The organism is Yersinia massiliensis (assembly GCF_003048255.1).
GTDB classification, from domain to species: domain Bacteria; phylum Pseudomonadota; class Gammaproteobacteria; order Enterobacterales; family Enterobacteriaceae; genus Yersinia; species Yersinia massiliensis_A.
In genome coordinates this window covers 838,527-858,923 of the sequence record NZ_CP028487.1, presented here as the reverse complement: position 1 = coordinate 858,923, position 20,397 = coordinate 838,527, and the positions used below count along the sequence as shown (strand labels likewise).

The following is a 20,397-nucleotide window of genomic DNA, read 5'->3' as shown; positions in this document are numbered from 1 at the left end:
AAGCCCATAGTCAAATAAATATAATCGGATTGCTTATGGGCATAGAGACAAAAAGTTTATACCGCGGTTCAAACCATGAGAATTTGACTAGCGATTAACATTCTAATTCAACCATTTTTTCGACGAGTGCGATTTCTTCGCTATTTAGCAGCTTCTCAATATCGACGAGAATCAACATGCGGTCATCCAATGCGCCTAGCCCAAGCAGATACTCCGTCGATAAGGTTACAGAGAAATCAGGTGCAGGCTTAATTTTTGCTGCCTCCAGTGACAAGACATCTGAAACACCATCGACCACGATTCCGACAACACGATCACCTAAATTAAGGACAATCACCACAGTGCTTTCGTTAATTTCAGCAGAGCTAAGTTGAAACTTCACCCGCAGATCGACGATCGGTACTATTGCACCGCGTAAATTGGTGACACCAGCGATAAATTTTGGCGCATTGGCAATCCGAGTCACACGATCATAGCCTCGAATTTCTTGTACTTTAAGAATTTCAATACCGTACTCTTCTGCCCCTAACCGGAAGATGAGATATTCGTGCCCATGATTGTCGTTGACGAGTTCTTTATCTGAACTAGAAAAATTCATTGTTTAACCTTTCTTAATGCAGCGTTAATTAATATTGATAGGCATTGATTTATTTTTTGACAAACTGGTCAGCATTGCGACATCCAGAATCAATGCCACGCTGCCATCGCCAAGGATCGTTGCAGCAGAAATCCCTGGAACTTTGCGATAATTTTGTTCCATATTTTTGACAACAACTTGATGTTGGCCCACCAGTTGGTCGACCAATAATGCATACCGGCTTCCACCGCCTTGGACAATCACTGCAATTCTTTCATTGATATCGTTGGGTTCCTCGGGAATATCGAAAACCTTATGCAACTCAATCAATGGCAAATACTCTTCACGAATTTGCAGCACCATCTCGCCGCCGGCCATTTTGTAGAGTGATTTGTCACTTAACAGCAACGATTCCATTACCGTGCTCAATGGAAGAACATAGATTTCGTCACCTGCGCGTATGGACATGCCATCAAGGATCGCCAACGTCAGTGGCAGGATGATACGGATCTTAGACCCTTTACCCTGTTCAGAGTGGATCTCTACGTATCCCCCCATTTCCTGAATATTACGTCGGACGACATCCATTCCCACGCCACGCCCAGAGACATCAGTCACTTTTTCGGCGGTGGAGAAACCGGCAGCAAAAATCAGCATCCAAACTTCTTCATCCGGCATGCTATCGCTGACCAGCAACCCTTGGGATTGCGCACGAGCCAGAATTTTTTCGCGATTAAGCCCAGCCCCATCATCAATGACCTCAATGATAATGTTGCCGCCATGATGTTCCGCGGACAGCGTTAAATTACCCTGTTCAGGTTTGCCGTTAGCACGGCGCGTTGCCATAGATTCAATACCATGGTCAAGACTGTTACGGACTAGGTGAGTCAATGGATCAATAATGCGTTCAATCACGCTTTTATCGAGTTCGGCAGATCCCCCGACCAGAGTCAGTTCCACTTGTTTGTCGAGCTTACCGGCAAGGTCATGCACCAGTCGAGGGAAGCGGCTAAAGACATATTCCATTGGCATCATGCGTGTCGACATTACCGACTGCTGCAAATCACGTGCGTTACGTTCTAGTTGAGCGATGCTGGAAATAAGCGCTTCATATTTCGCCGGATCGAGCTGCGTAGAAAGCTGAGTCAACATGGCCTGAGTAATAATCAGTTCGCCGACTTGGTTGATAATTTGGTCAACTTTTTCTACTGCAACACGGATGCTACTGGACTCGCTACCTTGACTACGGGAAGGTGCACGTGATTTCCGCTGTGCCACTGGAGGCTCAGCTTTAGGCGCTGTCGGGGGTATTTTCTCTTTCGGCTCGATTTTATCAACGACAGGCGCCGCTGGCTCTGAGACTGCCCCGACACTTAAAATAATGTCATTGTCATCCAGCAGAAAACTCAACACTGCCCGAATATCATCTTGCGACTCGCTGGTTTTGAGCACCAACGTCAAGGTATCGCCTTGGTATTGCGGGTTCTCAACTGTTCCAAGCAACCCTAATTCATTAATCAACGGCTGGCGGTCAGTCTCTCGTAGTTTCCGCAGTTCGACTTGAATGACACTCGCCCCTACTGGCGCTGGGGTAATGACCTCAGCAGCCAATGCTTGATCAGCCAGCAGCTCTTCCACCAATACAATAGGCGCTTCAATTTGTGCGTTTGCGACACCATAGCCCTGCTTAGCTTCTTCGGCCATCTGGCGAAGTGCTTCGCAAATGTATTTAAATCTCTCCTGATCAGGTTCCTGTGATGATTTATACGCATCCAGTTGATCCTGCATAATATCTTTACTCTCCAGAAACAAATTAACAATTTTATTGCTGAGCTGCAGTTCGCCGCGTCGTGCATCGTCGAGCAGGTTTTCAAGTATGTGGGTCGTTTCTTGCAAGACAATAAACCCGAATGTACCTGCACCACCTTTGATTGAGTGCGCTGCTCTGAATATGGCATTCAGGCTCTCAGTATCAGGAGAGGCAAAATCAAGCTCTAGCAGATGCTTCTCCATATCTGCTAAAAGCTCATCGGCTTCATCAAAAAAAGTCTGATAAAAATCACTGAAATCCATCTTATCTCGTCCTGAAGGGTGTTATTCGTTGCCCTGGCTCTCACTGCGATCCGGCTCAGAGGGTAGTTTTAATTGAGATTGCACATCGGCGGTGTTAGCACCGGTATTGACGCTTTGAATGAGTGAATCTTCCTGAAAAATCTCTTTCTCTTTACTCTTTGTCAGTATCAACAACGTGATACGGCGATTTGCCGGCGCATCTGGTTGAGAGTCACCCATCGACATATTGCTCGCGACACCAATCACCTGAAGCACCTTATCGGTATGTAATCCACCATTCACCAGAACCTGACGAGAGGCATTTGACCTATCAGAAGAAAGTTCCCAATTGCTGTAGCCCACCTCACCATTAGCATAAGGTAATGAGTCGGTATGCCCTGTTAGCGTCATGCGGTTCGGAATATCATTAAGGATTGGCACCAAGGCTTGGAGAATATGCACCATGTATTCTTCAGGCTTCTTGCTGCCAACTTTAAACATTGGGCGTTCCTGACTATCAATTATCTGGATCAACAACCCGCTATCGATAATGGTCAGCAGTAAATTAGATTTGAAATCATTAAGCCGCGGATCGACATTAATTAACTCTTCGATTTTGTCTTTTAATCTGCCAAGATCTTGCAGCCCAGTATTATCTTCATATCTGAGTTCTTCTCCGTCCTGCTTTAACATATCGTCGCCGCCTCCCGGAATAACACTGTCACTCAGGCTATTTTTATCGCCATTAGAAAGTGCTACGTTCACCGGAGCTTTAAAATATTCAGCGATGTGCTGACGCTCTTGCGGCGTGGAATTTGACAGTAGCCACATCACTAAAAAGAAAGCCATCATGGCGGTCATAAAGTCCGCATAAGCAATTTTCCAGGATCCTCCGTGGTGGCCCCCACCATGGCTTTTCGATTTTTTGACGACAATAATGTTATGAGGCTTTTTACTCATGAGCCGCTTTCCGCGGTTGTGCTAGCAGCAGGTGATTTGACCTGGCGAACATGATCTTCCAGTTCCATAAAACTTGGACGCTCTCTTGAAAAGAGTGTTTTACGGCCAAATTCAACGGCGATCTGTGGCGCATAGCCGTGCAAGCTAGAAAGCAAAGTGACTTTTATGCAGCACAACATCTTGGTGTGTTCTGCGCTCTTTTGGCGCAGTAACGAGGCTAGCGGTAGAACAAAACCGTAAGCCAGCAAGATGCCTAAAAAGGTTCCGACCATCGCATGAGCAATCAGCTCACCCATTTCCGCCGCCGGCCGGTCCGCTGCTGCCAACGCATTCACCACCCCCATGACAGCCGCCACGATACCAAAGGCAGGTAATGCATCGCCCATCACATTCAAGCTACCTGCTGATACTTCATCTTCATGTTCACTGGTTTCGATCTCCTCATCCATTAAGGATTCCATTTCGAATGTGTTCATGCTGCCGCTTATCATTAAGCGAAGATAATCGACCAAAAAATTCATTAGAATAGGGTCACTGAGCAGCCTCGGATAAGCCGCAAAAATAGCGCTGTTCTCTGGGTCTTCTATATCGTTCTCTAAAGCAACCAGCCCTCCTTGGCGACTTTTGGCTAATAGCAAAAAGATCATTGCCAATAAATCCATGTAGAGTTCTTTGGTGTAACGCGAACTTTTAAGTAATTTGGGGAAGGACGATAATGTTCCTTTTATCGCATTGCCATTGTTACCGACAATAAATGCCCCAATACCCGCACCACCGATAATGAGCAATTCGGTCGGCTGATAAAGCACGGCAAGTTGACCACCAGATAGCACAAAGCCACCAAACACGGTTGCAAGAACAACGATATATCCGAGAATAACGAGCACAATAACTCCTTAAGGCTTGTAAATAATTGCTTATCAATTTGCCAAGGCTGCGCGCAGCAAATAGAGCAACACCGCATCACATTATTAAGATACGTTTTAGTACGACTTGAAATATTTAGTACGACTTGAAATATTCCTAATGACTTTACATTGACGCGCTTGGTAGAGTGGTTACAGCATCCCTATGAATTGTCTTTTTTACTGCGCGAGAAGGCGTACAGCATAGGCTGCAAATAAATGGCTTATCGCTATGTTCATGGGTGACAACAAAGGTACCACCGCAACTGCAACATTTAATATGCTTAATCATTCCGCAGTCAATGAAACGAACTAATGTCCAGGCACGAGTTAATCCTAATACTGGTTTTTCGCTCTGATTCCCATAACACTGCTCATTATAAAGTTTATAGGCTTTGACAATATGTTCGATAGTATGACCCGTTAGCGTTTTCTTTAAGTACAAATAGATATTATAAAACATTGACGAGTGAACATTTTGCTCCCAAGCCATAAACCAGTCAGGTGAAAATGGTAATAATCCTTTCGGTGGCGAACAACCTTTTAGTTCTTTATAAAGCCTTAGCAATCTTCTCCGACTTAAGCTAGTTTCATTTTCTAGCACTTGCATTCTCGCGCCAAGAGAGATTAATTCCATGGCAATATTTGTTTCTTTTATTTCATCTAAAAGGCTTTTATTCGTCATTACCTATCTCCAATCATGATGCAGCAGAGTTATTATCTGAGAGTGAGTCAAGTAGATCAGTTGACAGAATAATTCCCGTATGAATACGCTGAAGCGCATCAATACGCGAGTCTCTTGTCAAACAATTAATAACAGCCTCATTATCTAGACGTAAACGACAAATAAGCTGACCACTCGTAGAAAGCTTAATCAATTTTGGTAAAGATAAGTCCTTCAGCATTTCAATAGTACTGTCTTCTAGCCCAAGCCTAAAACCGGATGTAAACTTATCATCACGAATCAATTGCTGCGCCAGTAATAAATAAGAGAGATTGATATCATGAATATTCTGGAGTAACTCGTTATAATCTACAGTGTTCATTTAGTTTATCTATTTTTTTGCAGTAAAAAAACGGTAATTTCATTTAATGAAAATCATCAACCTTTAGACTCAGAAGAATCACAATCATGAGCCCCGGCTTCTGCTTATAATTATTCGTTTTTTTGTGTGTAGGTGCAAGCGTTTCTATCTCTAGTTACGTAAAGATCGAATATTCAATCCAATAAGCTAAATCTTAGGATTTTATAAAATAAAAGCACTGTCTACATATAAGCCTAAAAAACACCAATTTAAACCATAAATTTAAAACCCTTTATTTTCAATGCCATAACAACTCAATACGCATGTTTCATGAGCTTATAAAAAACTTATAAATCACTGGTAACTGATTTTTAAACTAGACAAATGTTTTTATATTTAATTGTTAAGTTTATTCACAAGAATACTTTGAATCTATTGATTAATATTTAACTTTGCGCGCAGTCTTTTAATCGCCTGACTATGTAATTGGCTAACTCTTGTCTCCGTAATGCCGAATGCCAAGGCGATCTCTTTCATGTTTAGGTCCTGCTGGTAGTAGAGACTGAGCAATAATTGGTCACGTTCAGATAGTTCTTTGATTTGCTCACTGACATGTTTGGTTAAATTCTGCAAAATAAGGCTATTGGCAGGATCAAGATACTCCTGCTGTATTCCTATTTCGCCAACATCATCGAGAAACTCTTCCTGTAATTCTTCAAGCGAATATAGCTGGCTAGTATTACTGTCCATCAACATCTGTTGATAGTCTTGTAATGACACATCCATCTCAGCCGCTATTTCAGCTTCCGTAGCAGAAACGCCATTTTTTTGCTCGAGTCGAGTAATCGTCGCTGCAATTTCACGATTATTCGCGCGAACACGTCTAGGAACCCAGTCACGTTCGCGGAGCTCGTCAATTAAAGCATAGCGAATGCGATAAGAAATAAATGTACTCATCGCAATGCTCTTTTTAGCATCATACTGGTCTATGGCGTTCAAAAAACCAATGGAACCTGCTTGAATAAGGTCATCAAGTTCTACACTTGCCGGTAAGCGTGCCTGTAATTTTAAAGCCTCTTGCCTCACTAAATATTGATATTTAGCCCACACTACATTTTTATCAATAGTGCCTTCAGGGGTATATATTCCGTCCACAATAATTTCCCAAGCTGTATGTCATATAGACTATTATTGTTTATTGAACCAAAAGCACATAGTCGGATAAGCGAAAGAAATAGGCTGTATATAAGCCAATGGTAGCGTTAAATTCATTTCAAATAACATTTGAAACTCAATTTATCATGCTATTTATTAGGATAGAGCCATTCTACAATTATCAGGACAGGGTCATTATACCAACAATGACACCATCCTAATGAATTGGCTCAATACTAACACTCTTATTCAATCGTATTTCTCAGACAAAAGATTAACCTGTAAAATAGACTCAGGCCATTATCATGCCATCACATAAACATGAACCAATGACTTTCAATATCAAAAATTCTAACGGTAACGTTAATTATCTCGGCAACACATTAAATAACAGATCAAATCATGTTAAAGAGAGACATTTTTTGCATTGCTTGAAATACTAACATCGATGAATTCAATGCAAACTCCGACATTTTTGACTGAGTAATCAGGCTAATCATCGCTTCAGAATCTGAACCTACTGTCTGCTGATAACGGCTTTCAACCGTAATACGGTGTGAATCAGAACTGGCCCCCAGTTGTTCTAGTTGTTGTAAGTTGGTACCAACACTCGCCTGAACCATACCGAGGTTATCAATACAGCGGTTAATCGACCTATTGACACCATCAAGTGTTTCTTGCAGCGCTTGGCGATCTTCATCACTCTCTATGGGTTGCTGAAGAGCATCGATCGCTTTGTTTAAGGCTGCGAAAAGATCGTCATCAGTCCCACTCATGAAGACGTCACTGCCAGTGTGGCCAACCTGCATGACCGTACTGTCGCCAACCGTTTGCATGATTGCCGTATCACCGCCAACGTAGGTCCCATCTGGCAGGAATGGCGGAGATCCTGTTTGGTATCCACCAAAAATATATCGGCCGTTACTATTTTTGCTGTTACCTAAGTCAACGAGACTATCGCGGATCCCTTCTAACTCAGTCGCCAATGCCTGACGGTCAGCATCGGTGTAAGTATCATTACCCGCCGCGACAATCTTCTCTGACAAGTTTTTGGTGAGCAGATTTGAGATGGAGCTGAGCACATTGTCCTCATACCCCAGCGAATCTTGAGCATACAATCTGGCAGTATCATACTGATTCATGTCAGACAGCGAGTTTTGGTAAACAATGGCCTGCGATGCCGCCGACGGACTATCCGAAGGCTTTAATAAGATCTGCCCCGCAGCCAGACGTGTATAAATATTATTGTAGTTAACCGTCGCGTTGGACATGCTATCAATATTGTGTTGATACATATAACTCGTACTAAGGCGCATTGACTTATTCTCCCAATCTATTTTTACCCAGCTTATTTTAAAAAATGCATCATCAGCGAATGCTCAAAATTGTGTCAAAAATGGTAATCGCCGCTTGTAAAACCTGCGCATTAGCCTGGTAATATTGTGAGAACATCGTCATGTTGATGTACTCTTCGTTAATATCAACACCCGACACCGCTTGCTTCTGATAGGCCCATTGCTCGAATACTTTGCCTGACGTCGTTCCTTCTGCCTTCAACCCACTCACGGTAGAACCGACAGAGCTGACCATATTGGCGTAAGCTTCTGAGAAGGTGGCTTTGCCGATAATCCGCTTATCTTTTACCGCCAGTAGCGCTTGCAGATTCTCGTTATTGCTTTCATCTTCAACATCCGAAGAGCTAGACGCTGCGATTTGGCTGCCATCGGTCAGTGCGACACTGATCCCTGCAGCTGCACCTGATAGTGGGTTGAGTAAGAAGCTATCCCCTGGTTCAGGAACACCACTTGGCATGACGGAAATACCTTCGAAAATCAGCTCACCATCATCCCCAATTTCAGGGGTAATCGTGCGCCCATCACTGGTAGTAATTTGCCAATCTGACTCATCAGGCCCCTTAAATACCAAGGTATAATCAGTCGCATTCACTTCACTGATATTGGTGTAGCTCACACCTAACGCCACATCACTGCTGTTATTTCTGTTGGCCAGCGCCACGGGATCAGCAATATTAAAAATATTCCCGCCGGGATTGCCGTACAAATCGTAGCCTTGTGCGTTAACCGTGTTGAACTCATTCGCCATCTGTAACGCCAACTGGTTCAGGTCGTTACGCGCAGAAACCAAATCTTCGTTACGGAATTTAAATAATCCCCCCAGATTGCCTTCGGTGAACTTATTTTCATCCAGCAACATGGCATTGCCAGAAGCATCAATATAAGCAACCTCAAGCCTGTTAGGGTTGGCCGGAGAAGGTGTGGCTTCTAATGCATAAGCTTTATCACCATTAACCAGCGTCAATCCATTTGTCAGCGTGACATCAACACGGCCGGTAGTGGGGTTTTCATTAACTCTGATACCGACTTGGCCACTGAGTTTATCCAGCAAAAGGTCACGCTGATCCAAAAGGTCAGCCGGTACATTCCCCGTTTGCCAATAAATTTTTTCGATCTGTGAATTGAGATTTGCTATCTGGTTCGCGCAGTCATTAATATCATCGACCGACTGCTTAATTTGCGTGTTGGTGCTTTTCTCCAGCCCATCAAGTGTTTTACTGTCACTCTGGAATTTGTAGCTAATCGTATTGAATTGCGAGTATGTTTCCTGACGAGAAGCGAGGTTTACCGGATCGCTGCTCATCTTCTGCATGGATTCAAAAATATTGCCAAATGCGACGGAAATATTATTGGTGCTATCCCCGTACATATCATCAATTTGGCTAGCTTGTTGGAAACGGCTACTGATAGCTTGAAACTCTGCCGCAGCCCCACGCACCTGATTATTAATGAAGCCATCATAAGCACGCTGCACACCATTCACCTGAACACCGTAACCAAAGAAGCCATAGTTCGTTGTCTTACCGCCTGCTTCACCCAAGATAATACTCTGACGGCTATACCCGAGTGTTAATGCATTATTAATATTGTTACCAACAACATTTAAAGCAGATTGTGCAGAACTCAGACCACCCTGAGCTAGGTACATAAGGTTCATAATTCACCTGTTATAACGACGTCTTAATATCCATAATTAATATATCGGTTTAAAAAAAACCAACTAAAGACCTAACATTAAAATAATGAAGAAATATCGGTTTTATAAGCATTCACTGCCTGACCCACATTCTGCTTCACTTGCTGAATAATATTAATTAGCTTGTTCGCATAACGAGGATCTGTTGCATATCCACCCGATTGCAACACTTTTGCCGCTATTTCAGGGGATGACGATTGCGATATATTTTTATAACGCGGATTATTATTCAGCAGAGAGGTATAATCAGCTAATGCATCCGAATAACTAGGGTAAACTTTAAATACGGCTTTCACTTTTTGCCGTACGCCATCAATATATTCTGTCGTCGTAATTTCAGTCGTTTCCCCTTTCCAAGCTGACGTCGCTTTAATACCAAACAAGTTATGACTCGGTTTTCCTTCTTTGGTGAGTATCTCGCGATCCCCCCAACCCGACTCCAGTGCTGCTTGAGCGATTATCAGTTGATGCGGGATCCCACTTTGCCCGCCCGCCTCAATGGCAGGCGCTAACATGCGTGAAATGAAACTATGTGCGCTACTCGCGCCGCTATAACGTGCCGGTGAAGGGGCATCAGATTGCGGCGTGACCGGCACCGGTATCCCTTTGAAATTCGCCAAGCTCGATGCCAACTCGACCGGGACGCCCCCCGTACCTCGCCCTGTCTCCACTTTTTCCCCGGTCAGCTGCGACATAATCAATTCCGCGAATCCCAGCTTTCCACTGCCAGCAATGTCCTGAGCGATCTGTTGGTCATACATCGAGGTAAACATATCCGACTGCGGGCTATCCAAAAGGCCCCCTTTAAAGGAGGCCTCACGCATGCTTTTTAGCATCATTTGGACAAATAGCCCTTCCATTTGCTTGGCGGCAGCCTCAGCACCTTGTGACGCATCATTTTTAACCGCTAACTTGAGACTATCGAGCGAACGTAAATCGAAAGCTGCCCCTTGATTGAGGTTAAAACCGCTCATCAGTTAGCCTCCAAACGTGCACGTAAGCAGCCCGCACTTTTCATCGACTGTAGGATAGACATCAGGTCGTTAGGGGTTGCGCCCAAGTTATTGAGAGCCCGAATCACGTTATTAAGATCGGCGCTTGTGTTGACCTTCTGCAACGAACCGCCTTGCTCACGCAATGAAACCTGCGTATTCGGTGTTACAACCGTTTGCCCGCCGGCCAAGGGGGTATCTGGCTGACTCACGATGTCATTCCTGGTTACTTCCACGGTGAGATCCCCCTGCGCAACGGCACAGGAATCCAGTGTGACATGACGATTCATCACCACCGAACCGGTACGGGAATTAACAATCACCCGCGCATCTCCGGCATCCACTTTCACGGGTAGATTTTGAATATCTGCCAGAAAACGGACTCGCGCCGCACTTTCTACCGGGGCATTCAGGCGGATGCTGCGCGCGTCTTGCGCGACCGCAACTGAACCATGCCGGCGATTAATCGCATCACTGATGGCCTGCGCAACGGTGAAATCCTCTTGCATCAGTTGCAACGTCAGCGTGGTCTGGTTGGCGAAGTTCATCGGTACTTCACGCTCAACGGTGGCACCGGCGCTAATCCGCGCCCCATTGAGCTGGTTAACTTGTACCCGCGAGCCGCCACCTTGAGCCGAGGCACCCGACATCAAGAGATTTCCTTGTGCAAGGGCATAAATCTGGCTATCGACTCCTTTTAATGGCGTCATCAGCAGTGTGCCTCCCCTCAAGCTTTTCGCATTACCCATTGAGGAGACCACAACATCAATTTTTTCACCTGAGCGCGCAAAAGGCGGCAACTCGGCAGTCACCATGACGGCAGCCACATTCTTGAGCTGCATATTTGTCCCTGGGGGGACGGTGATCCCGAGTTGCGAGAGCATATTGTTAAGGCTTTGAGTGGTAAAAGGCGTTTGCATCGTCTGGTCACCGGTGCCATCCAGCCCCACGACCAAACCATACCCCATCAAGGAGTTACCGCGTACGCCTTCAATTGTCGTCAGGTCACGTATCCGCTCGGCATAAGCAGGAGGGAATATAGCCAGTACGCCTATCACGCACCACAACCATGGCCGGAACGAAAAAAAGTCAATTTTCATAGTTAGCTAATCAGAATGGAGAAATGTTAAGGAATAGACGCTGCAACCATCCCATTTGCTGCGCTTCGTTGATGTATCCGTTGCCGACATATTCAATTCGTGCATCAGAGACTTGCGTTGAAACGACGGTGTTATTGCCACTGATCGTGCGCGGGTTCACCACACCAGAGAAACGGATAAACTCTGTCCCCTGATTGATGGCGATCTGTTTTTCCCCCACCACACTGAGGTTGCCGTTTTCCAGCACTCGCTGCACGGTGACAGTAATGGTGCCACTGAAAGCGTTTTTAGCTGCCGCGCCACCTTTGCCAGCAAAATCACTGTCGCCGCTGATAGCCGCATTGGCGCGATCGCCACCAAACAGGCCCTGCAACATACGAGGCGTTTTGTCAAAAGAAAGTCCCGTAGAACCGTCACGAGAAGCACTCGCAGACGAACTTTTGCTGGCACTAACATTCTCTTGCAGCAAGATAGTCAGGGTATCCCCAACATTACGAGGACGACGATCTTCGAACATCGGCTGATAGCCATAATTCATCGCCAGCCCCGTCTGGAAAACTGAGCCGTTAGCGGCGGTAGCAGATGCGGGTTGCGGTGACGCAGTCGTCGTTCCCTCAACCAAAGGCTTATGTATAAACTGCGCGCAAGCAGTTAGCGTTAGCGATAATGTGAGTAGGGTGAGGTTGCGCAAAAGTGAGCCGAATCGCTCCTTTTTCGCATGAATATCAGACCTAACGGCGCAAAACGAATTCGTCATTTTGTTCACTACTGGTAGGGCAGTCATGGGCCAATTAATGACCCATGACTGAAATCAAAGTTGCGTCAGCCGCTGCAGCATCTGGTCAGATGTTGAAACCGCTTTGCTGTTAATTTCGTAGGCACGCTGTGTCTGGATCATATTGACCAGCTCTTCGGCAACGTTAACGTTGGAGGTTTCCACATACCCTTGTCTTAAGGTACCCGCGCCATTTAAACCTGCGGTTGACTCATTCGGCGCGCCTGAAGACTGAGTTTCGCGATAAAGGTTTTCACCGATACTTTCCAAACCCGAATCGTTAATGAAAGTACTCAGTGTCAGTTGCCCTACCTGCTGTGGTGCTGTTTGCCCAGCGATAGTGACACTGACGATCCCATCGTTACCCACCGTCAATACTTGTGCATCTTGCGGTATGGTGATCGCAGGCTGGACGGGATAACCACTGGCGGTCACTAACTGCCCATTCTGATCGAATTGGAAAGAACCATCGCGAGTATAGGCCGTGGTGCCATCCGGTAATTGCACCTGAAAGAACCCGCCGCCTTGGATGGCGATATCTTTCGAGTTATTGGTTTGCGTCAAACTTCCTTGGCTATGTAAACGCTCAGTTGCCACCGGCCGAACGCCAGTCCCGAGTTGCAGGCCCGACGGGATCGTCGTCTGCTCTGAAGACTGTGCGCCTGGTTGACGTAGGGTTTGATAAAGTAAATCTTCAAACACCGCACGCTGACGCTTAAATCCATTGGTACTCACGTTTGCCAAGTTGTTGGAAATGACATCCATATTTGTCTGTTGGGCTTCCAAACCGGTTTTCGCAATCCATAAAGAACGAATCATGGTTCTCTTCTCCTGACTATGCTTAACCAGTACTCAACAACTGGTTAGCGCTTCTTTCGTTGTTATCGACGCTGCTGATAACCTTCATATGCATATCAAAGTTTCGAGCGGTGGAGATCATATCGACCATCGATTTCACTGGGCTCACATTGCTACTCTCTAGCGCACCCGCCATCAGCTGTTGATCGGGATCGGCTGGCAAGGTCGCCACTTCACCCGCCGGTGTGTGGAACAAACCATCATCGCCGTGCACTAATGCTTTTGCTTCGGCAGTGACTAACTTAATGCGCCCAACCAGTGCCAACGATGAGGGTTCATCTCCCGCACCAAGAGCAGTAATAGTCCCGTCAGAAGCGATAGTAAGTGCTGACTGGGGAGGAACAGTCAGTGCTCCTCCATCGCCCATCAGGGGCAATCCGCGCACCCGCAATTGGCCTTCACTATCCACCTCGATGTTACCGTTACGCGTATAGCCTTCCCCTCCGTTGGGGAGTTCAACTGCCAGCCAGCCATCCTGTGGGAGTGCGACATCAAGCGCGCGACCGGTGGTGTTAATGGCCCCCATGGTGGAATCCACCCCTGGGGTCGATTCCACGACTAAGGTTCGCGTTTCGACGGTAGGCCCATTAACCGGTACAGCGCGATAAGCCGAAATCTGAGCCCGAAATCCGTTGGTTGTGGCGTTTGCCAAGTTGTTACTGGTCACAGCTTGGCGATTCAGGGCGGCATTTGCGCCGCCCAAAGCGGTGTATATGGCGTGATCCATAGGGTTATTTCATCAACTTATATTCACCAGCGTCTGCAAGAGCTCAGACTGGGTTCGGATGGTTTGGGAGTTGGACTGATAGTTACGCTGGAAGACGATCATGTTGACCATCTCTTGGCTCAAATCCACATTCGAAGCCTCGAGCCGATTACCATAAAGCTTGCCCAAGCTTCCTGAACCGGAAATACCGATCGTTGGCTGACCAGAGGCAGGCGTTTCGCTCCAGCAGTTATTACCTTCAGATGACAGCCCACCTGGGTTAGTAAAGTTGCTTAAAAGAATCTGCCCAACTGTCTGGCGCTGACCATTGCTGTAAGAAGCAATAACCTCGCCGTTATCACCGATGGTGTAACCATTCATTTGTCCAGGGGCATAGCCCGTGGTGGAAGGACTTTTCATTTCTGTAGCAGAGGCTTGCTGTGTCATCCCAGCCAGATCTAAGTCAAAATTAAGACCGTTTGCGCCGTTGTAGCCCTCTCCCTGTACGTTCAATTTTGCCGGAGCGGTCGTCAATTGGCCGGAGGTATCAAAGGAAAGCGATGTTTCCTGCCAAGCGGGGGTGCCAGGGGATGTGGTGTCGGTCGAGTAGGCTTTCCACTCGTTATCGTCGGTCTTAACGTAATAGACATTAATGGTGTGCTTATTGCCGAGGCTGTCGTAAGCATCGACTTGGGTGACCTGAGTGTAGCTATTGCCGTCTTTAGGATCGAAGGGATACTCAGTCTGATCAATAGTTTTCGAGCCAGAATCGAGGTTACCGTTCATGGTTCCCGCGTCCGAAGCGCGTGCTGGCATCTGCTCTGTTGGAATTTGAATCGGCCCAACTGCGGCGCCTTGCTCGATAGTCGGTGGCGTGCCTGTTGCTTGGTAACCCGTCAGGAACATCCCCTGATTATTAATGATATAGCCGTTTTCATCCTTCTTGAATTGACCGTTGCGGCTATAGAAAACGTTTCCTGCATCATTCACTAGGCGGAAAAAGCCGTCACCTTGAATGCCCATATCCAGTTCACTGTTGCCCATCCCTAGAACGCCATCGCTGAAATTCTGATTAACACCAGCAACCTGTACGCCCATCCCCACTTGGGAACCGGCAAAAACATCGGCAAAAGCAATGGAACCTGATTTAAAGCCAACCGTCTGTGAGTTGGCAATGTTATTGCCCACCACATCCAGCGCTTGAGAAGCGGCATTTAAGCCACTAAGACCTTGCGAAAAACTCATAACTTATCTTCCTGAGGGGGTTAATATATGTCGTTACTTTCATCTGTTACTGGACGAGGTAAACTTCACCTAACATGGCTGTACCCTCTATTCCCAACTGCAACACGGCACCAGATGGCGTAAAGGAGACGCTTTCAACTTGTGCTCGTTTCAACGCCACAATCGTTGGCGCATCGCCACCTTCGGTCATGGCGGAATAGGTCACGGTAAAGGTGGTATCAGCTTGTTCACGAGGGTCTGCTGGTTGGAAATCAGTGAGGTCATCCAGTGTGTAAGTGTTCACTCCGGCTTTAACATCTTTCAGCGTGCCAACGTAGGCATTGCCTTGATCATCGGTTAGCGTCACGGTGACTTTCTCGCAATCACTCCCCAACGAGAATGCGAGCTCTTGATTCCCACCTTCACTGGTTGACACCGAGGGTTTGCCTTCGACTAACACTGAACGGCCCACCCAGTCAGCGGCGTTCATCTGCTGCATACTGCCGACCATCGCCCCTACCGCGTAGACGGTATTATTTAATTTCTCGATGCCAGCGGCTGTCTGGAATTGAGCCAACTGAGAGGTCAGCTGGTTATTGTCCATTGGATTGGTCGGGTCCTGATTTTGCATCTGGGCCACGAGTAGGGTCATAAAGCTGTTTAACAGCTCATCCGACGTATTACCCAAACTACCTGAGTTGGCAGTTGCGGCACTGTTGGTCGTGACGGGAGAGACGGCCATTTAAATTTTCCTTATTGTCCTAATGTCAGTGTTTTCAACATCAGTGTTTTTGCGGTATTCATCACTTCAACGTTTGCCTGATAGCTGCTTGAAGCCGATAAGGTATTCACCATTTCGCCGACGACATCGACGTTCGGCATCCGCACGTAACCATTTTCGTTAGCAAAAGGATTGCCTGGTTCGTACACCAAACGGTCGGGCGCATCGGTCTCAATCACATCGCTGACTTTTACGCCGCCGATATCCTGACCCGCTGCGGCATCCACTTGAAATATCACCTGCCGTGCTTTGTAGGGCTGCCCATCTGGGCCTGCTACGCTATCGGCATTGGCCATATTACTGGCGCTGACATTGAGCCGTTTCGACTGTGCAGACATCGCAGAGCCGGAAATATCAAAAATACTAAACAAGGACATAGGGGTAATTAACCTTGGTTGATAACACTCATCATATTTTTAAGTTGTGAGCTAAGAATGGTCAGGCTTGTCTGATATTTAATGGTGTTATCAGCAAAATTGACGCGCTCGCGATCCATATCGACAGTATTACCGTCTGCACTCGGCTGATCTGGAATACGATAAAGCAATTGGTCATTATTAATGCTTGGTGCAATAGCCGGAATATGTTTGCCGGATGTCAGGGTTAATGAGACATCGCCCGTCGTTTTAATATTATTTTCGACGGCATCTTTTAACTGTTGAGAAAAATCAATATCTCTTGCAAGATATCCAGGTGTATCTACGTTAGCGATATTGGAAGCAAGAATATCTTGTCGTTGTGACAGTAATTGCAATGCCCCTTGCTGGAAACGAAGTTCATTATCGAGTTTATCAAGCATAATAACGTCCAAACGCTGGCTGTATCATTTAATTCATGCTTAATAGTTTATGAGAGAAAGGAGAAAATCTAAACTCTGAAAACTAGACATAAATAACAGCTTTTATCGGGCTTATTTTTTATCGCATCATCATAATTCAGTACAGAGATACAAATTGAAATAACCATCATGATAAGTAAGCGCAGTTTCGCCGCCATTAGCCAAAACGATAAATGACTCACCTGCTGTATAATATAGAGAGAAAAGTTTAATCATGAAACATTCTCATTCATATCGTTTAATGAAAAGGCAAAAGTCATCGTGTACTTTAGGTTTATACGAAATTTATATTTACTCACTGTGGGCTTCTATCTTCCGATGCCATCAGCGTCTGATGCAATGCTGCCATTAGAAGAAAGAATACGCATGATGGTCACTGATAAATATAAATCTGTAGGGGAATACGCGCCCAAATTAGCGTCTTTAATGTTGGTATCAGATAAGCAATTAGAGGCTATCTGCAGCAATCCAGAATTATCTTTTAGTGGGCAAACGCAGCGGTTTTCCGGCAACCTGACGGTATTGGCAAAATGTGGTGCAAAACGCCACTTTGTGCGTGTGAATGTTAAAACTACCGGCCGTTATTGGGTCGCAAAGCAGACTATTCAGCCTGGGCAGCCAATCAAAATGAGCGATATGGAGGAGCGTGATGGGTCACTAGACAATTTGGCCTCTGACCTCATTTTTGCCCCGCAGCAAATAACCGATAAAATTCCGACCCGTATGATTAAGGCAGGCCAACCCTTTACGGCGAGCCAGTTACGGAAACAGTGGTCAGTACGGACGGGGGAAGAAATCAGTGTTATCTCTATAGGGAGCGGGTTTCAGATAGTCACCGTCGGTAAAGCTTTGGATAATGCAGCACTGAATGACACCCTACGCTTTCGTACAGGTTACGGCCAACTGTTATCTGGAAAGGTCACTGGGCCAAAACAAGTCACAATAAAAATGAAAAACTAACTTCAGTTATTTTTTACGACGCCGATGTATTTAATAACGAGTCAGGACTACCCATCTAAGGTGGAGAATGAAAATGGCAATCGAACGAATAGACCAAATGCGGCCTGTCACTGCAACACAACAGGATGTGTTATTACGCCAGAAAAGTGAATCTGCAGCGTTACCTGCGGTGGAAACAGATAAAGAATCAGCTACCCAGGTCAAACTGAGTCAGGTGACTCAGCAAGTAAAAACGGACACCAGTCGCGATATCGATATGGAGCGCGTGAACACCATTAAAGCGCAAATATCAACAGGGCAATTAACCATTGATACGGATAAGATCGCCCAATGTTTAATAAATGAAATTTTCGAATTCTCCTACTCAGCTTAATGATTAAGAATCATGGATAAATTATTAATTACATTAATAAAGTTGCAGGAACTCTTGAACGAACAGGAAGAAGTTCTGGTGGAGGAAATAAAGCAACTTAGTCTCCTTAAAGTTAATCCGGTGACACTCCAGTGTATTGCTGATAGTAAGAGTCGCTTACTATCAGCTATTAATTACTTTGATACACAACGTCGGCAAATTGAGAGCAAGGGGAATGTTACAGCCCCCTACTCAGGGAACTCTAGACTTGCCAACGTCTGGAAAACAATTACGCTAAAAACAAAAAACCTAAAAGAGCTCAATTATAAAAGCTATTTACTCCTTGAAAGGCACATGCAGAAAGTTCAGGAGTTTAAAAAACTCGTTAAAGACTCCGGCATGATGAATTCATTGTATGAGTCTGATGGGCAAACTGAACATAAAACCTCTGGTCGTGTTTATAATATTTCAATTTAGTCGTACTCGCAGCTTCCAGTTACCACTTTGATTGGAAGCTTTTTTTATAATTTTCAACCAATAAAGAGGAAATCAAAGCTAGAATCTATTTTACACGTTGCAATATACACATTAATTATTTTATTAAATTGTTATTTTAAATAACAATTTACCTGCCAACGTGATAATTAGCACTATTTCCTTCTGCTTTTCGCCCTCTCCGCTCACCTTATTTCTCAATCAAAATCCGTTAAAATAGCCCACGATTCTTATTTCACTTTCATCGTTAATAACGGGATAAATAACGTGGTAAAACCATTACTGCGAAGTGGCGTGCGTAGCCATTATTTGGCATTGGGCGAAAATGGCCAGCTAGTATTTGATTCAGCATTACAAATACGAGAAGCATTACGCTTACGCGGGTTACAAGCCGTCGCAGATTGTCTGGCAATTCCGCAATGCCATCATGAAGGCGAGCGTATCGATTGGTACGCGCCTCGTCGTGGCGCGGTGACACCATGGGCAAGCGCCAACGCTTCACTTCGTCAACAAGCACTCGACGATCTACTGCACTGCCGCGCCAAAGTTGAAGCGTTGCGTACACTCGCCACAAATGCAGAGAACCTGACACTGCGGATGCTTGCCATGCTGCTCAAGCATGTTTTTCAATTCCCTAGCGCTCAATACATTTGGCTGCAAAATGGGAAGCCCGTTATCGCATTCTGGGGGTTTACTGACCCGGCTCAGCCTCCCGCTCAACATGCGCTGGATAATCTTATCTTGAGCGAACGTCATCGCGCGCAGTTGATACCACCAAAAGCAGAACGAGTGCCTGCCGTTGTGCCACCAGAAGACAGCCCTAAACCCCTACCTGTTGAGCAAGAAAAGATGCCTGATACATCAGAAATCGCTCAGCCCATGCCTCAGCGTAGAGACAGTAAACGCCCTTTCTATTATGGATTGGCCACTATCTCCTTCGTTGGCATTGCCGCAATATCACTGTCCTTTATCTTTGCGACAGCGCCTGTCGCACCTGATGATTTATCTTCAAAACCGTCATCGTCAAACAATGAAGCGCTGAGTATTAAAGCGTTCAACAAAATTAACTTACCGGTTCACACCGTTGAAGTCCCTCAGCACGCCAGTGAGCAACGGTTTGAGCCAGAAACTATTTTCACGCCAACGTTGCCGCTAGAACACGCGACCGTCGCCATCACACATAAAGCGGCACCGCAGGCCGTTCCGGTTGTTGAGAATGCACTGGTCATGTTCCCCAATTCTATTAAAGCGGGATCAATCAAGTTTTTGAACGGAAACTGGCAAGCCCAGTATGTCGAACGAGATAACGACAACCTGCCAGCCATGCGCGTACAAATCACGAATGGTAAAGGCAACATCCGCCTATCAAAAGGCAAACAAATTTGTCAGGCAACAATAACTGCGGGTTTGCTTCCGTCAGGCACCCTTTCAATGAAAAGCAAGTCACGGGCTCGCTGCGGCGATGGAACATGGCTGGCGGTTCCCGATCTCAGTTGTAAACCCGGCACCGAAGATATCGCACTTTGTCACGCGCAATGGGCAAATACAGAGTCAGCCTCACTGACGTTTAAGAAAGTAAATGGATAATCAA

General features: G+C 45.8%; 22 protein-coding genes. 4 read left to right on the top strand and 18 right to left on the bottom strand.

What is annotated here, in order from left to right:
* Positions 1-94: 94 nt before the first annotated feature.
* From cheW to flgB, 18 genes are all read right to left on the bottom strand, one after another.
* Positions 95-598, bottom strand: coding sequence for a chemotaxis protein CheW (gene cheW, locus DA391_RS03845; protein ID WP_019211822.1), 504 nt, complete (start codon positions 596-598; stop codon positions 95-97).
* Positions 599-622: 24 nt separating this feature from the next.
* Positions 623-2,650 carry a chemotaxis protein CheA gene (cheA, locus tag DA391_RS03840; protein ID WP_050083253.1) on the bottom strand — a complete coding sequence of 676 codons (2,028 nt, stop codon included), beginning with the start codon at positions 2,648-2,650 and terminating at the stop codon, positions 623-625.
* A gap of 21 nt (positions 2,651-2,671) precedes the next feature.
* Positions 2,672-3,589, bottom strand: coding sequence for a flagellar motor protein MotB (gene motB / locus DA391_RS03835; RefSeq protein ID WP_019211824.1), 918 nt, complete (start codon positions 3,587-3,589; stop codon positions 2,672-2,674).
* A complete protein-coding gene (gene motA, locus DA391_RS03830) occupies positions 3,586-4,476 on the bottom strand; it encodes a flagellar motor stator protein MotA (protein WP_050083252.1) in 891 nt (296 codons plus the stop codon). The genes motB and motA overlap by 4 nt, the downstream gene beginning before the upstream one ends.
* A gap of 145 nt (positions 4,477-4,621) precedes the next feature.
* Entirely contained in the window at positions 4,622-5,179 is a 558-nt protein-coding gene (flhC, locus tag DA391_RS03825) for a flagellar transcriptional regulator FlhC (protein ID WP_050083251.1), read from the bottom strand.
* A 13-nt stretch (positions 5,180-5,192) separates the two neighbouring features.
* A complete protein-coding gene (gene flhD, locus DA391_RS03820) occupies positions 5,193-5,540 on the bottom strand; it encodes a flagellar transcriptional regulator FlhD (protein ID WP_019211827.1) in 348 nt (115 codons plus the stop codon).
* 411 nt (positions 5,541-5,951) lie between these two features.
* Complete coding sequence (locus tag DA391_RS03815; RefSeq protein WP_049607832.1) at positions 5,952-6,674, bottom strand: RNA polymerase sigma factor FliA; 723 nt, start codon at positions 6,672-6,674, stop codon at positions 5,952-5,954.
* A 395-nt stretch (positions 6,675-7,069) separates the two neighbouring features.
* Complete coding sequence (gene flgL, locus DA391_RS03810) at positions 7,070-7,990, bottom strand: flagellar hook-associated protein FlgL (protein ID WP_050083250.1); 921 nt, start codon at positions 7,988-7,990, stop codon at positions 7,070-7,072.
* A 52-nt stretch (positions 7,991-8,042) separates the two neighbouring features.
* A complete protein-coding gene (flgK, locus tag DA391_RS03805) occupies positions 8,043-9,686 on the bottom strand; it encodes a flagellar hook-associated protein FlgK (protein WP_057644525.1) in 1,644 nt (547 codons plus the stop codon).
* 77 nt (positions 9,687-9,763) lie between these two features.
* The gene (gene flgJ, locus DA391_RS03800; protein WP_108087392.1) at positions 9,764-10,699 is read right to left on the bottom strand and encodes a flagellar assembly peptidoglycan hydrolase FlgJ; all 936 of its coding nucleotides are present in this window, start codon (positions 10,697-10,699) and stop codon (positions 9,764-9,766) included.
* A complete protein-coding gene (locus tag DA391_RS03795; RefSeq protein WP_019211832.1) occupies positions 10,699-11,817 on the bottom strand; it encodes a flagellar basal body P-ring protein FlgI in 1,119 nt (372 codons plus the stop codon). Before DA391_RS03795 ends, flgJ begins: the two co-directional genes overlap by 1 nt.
* A gap of 10 nt (positions 11,818-11,827) precedes the next feature.
* Positions 11,828-12,574 carry a flagellar basal body L-ring protein FlgH gene (locus tag DA391_RS03790; RefSeq protein ID WP_240624788.1) on the bottom strand — a complete coding sequence of 249 codons (747 nt, stop codon included), beginning with the start codon at positions 12,572-12,574 and terminating at the stop codon, positions 11,828-11,830.
* Between the two features lie 54 nt (positions 12,575-12,628).
* Complete coding sequence (gene flgG, locus DA391_RS03785; RefSeq protein WP_019211834.1) at positions 12,629-13,411, bottom strand: flagellar basal-body rod protein FlgG; 783 nt, start codon at positions 13,409-13,411, stop codon at positions 12,629-12,631.
* A 22-nt stretch (positions 13,412-13,433) separates the two neighbouring features.
* Entirely contained in the window at positions 13,434-14,177 is a 744-nt protein-coding gene (locus DA391_RS03780; protein ID WP_019211835.1) for a flagellar basal body rod protein FlgF, read from the bottom strand.
* Between the two features lie 12 nt (positions 14,178-14,189).
* Entirely contained in the window at positions 14,190-15,401 is a 1,212-nt protein-coding gene (flgE, locus tag DA391_RS03775; RefSeq protein WP_050083244.1) for a flagellar hook protein FlgE, read from the bottom strand.
* Positions 15,402-15,447: 46 nt separating this feature from the next.
* On the bottom strand, positions 15,448-16,122 hold the full coding sequence (locus tag DA391_RS03770) for a flagellar hook assembly protein FlgD (protein WP_050083243.1): 675 nt from the start codon (positions 16,120-16,122) through the stop codon (positions 15,448-15,450).
* Positions 16,123-16,133: 11 nt separating this feature from the next.
* Positions 16,134-16,538 (bottom strand): flagellar basal body rod protein FlgC, encoded by a 405-nt coding sequence (gene flgC, locus DA391_RS03765; RefSeq protein WP_050083242.1) that lies wholly within the window; start codon positions 16,536-16,538, stop codon positions 16,134-16,136.
* Between the two features lie 8 nt (positions 16,539-16,546).
* The gene (flgB, locus tag DA391_RS03760; RefSeq protein ID WP_050083241.1) at positions 16,547-16,960 is read right to left on the bottom strand and encodes a flagellar basal body rod protein FlgB; all 414 of its coding nucleotides are present in this window, start codon (positions 16,958-16,960) and stop codon (positions 16,547-16,549) included.
* Between the two features lie 357 nt (positions 16,961-17,317).
* Here flgB and flgA point away from each other — a divergent pair, with 357 nt between their 5' ends.
* The 4 genes from flgA (at position 17,318) to DA391_RS03740 (ending at position 20,393) form a co-directional block, all read left to right on the top strand.
* Complete coding sequence (gene flgA, locus DA391_RS03755; RefSeq protein WP_098904941.1) at positions 17,318-17,959, top strand: flagellar basal body P-ring formation chaperone FlgA; 642 nt, start codon at positions 17,318-17,320, stop codon at positions 17,957-17,959.
* Positions 17,960-18,032: 73 nt separating this feature from the next.
* Positions 18,033-18,332, top strand: a complete 300-nt coding sequence (gene flgM, locus DA391_RS03750) for a flagellar biosynthesis anti-sigma factor FlgM (RefSeq protein WP_050083292.1) — start codon at positions 18,033-18,035, stop codon at positions 18,330-18,332.
* Positions 18,333-18,344: 12 nt separating this feature from the next.
* A complete protein-coding gene (locus DA391_RS03745; protein ID WP_050083239.1) occupies positions 18,345-18,788 on the top strand; it encodes a flagella synthesis protein FlgN in 444 nt (147 codons plus the stop codon).
* A gap of 285 nt (positions 18,789-19,073) precedes the next feature.
* Positions 19,074-20,393 (top strand): SrfA family protein, encoded by a 1,320-nt coding sequence (locus tag DA391_RS03740; RefSeq protein WP_108087390.1) that lies wholly within the window; start codon positions 19,074-19,076, stop codon positions 20,391-20,393.
* Positions 20,394-20,397 lie beyond the last annotated feature (4 nt).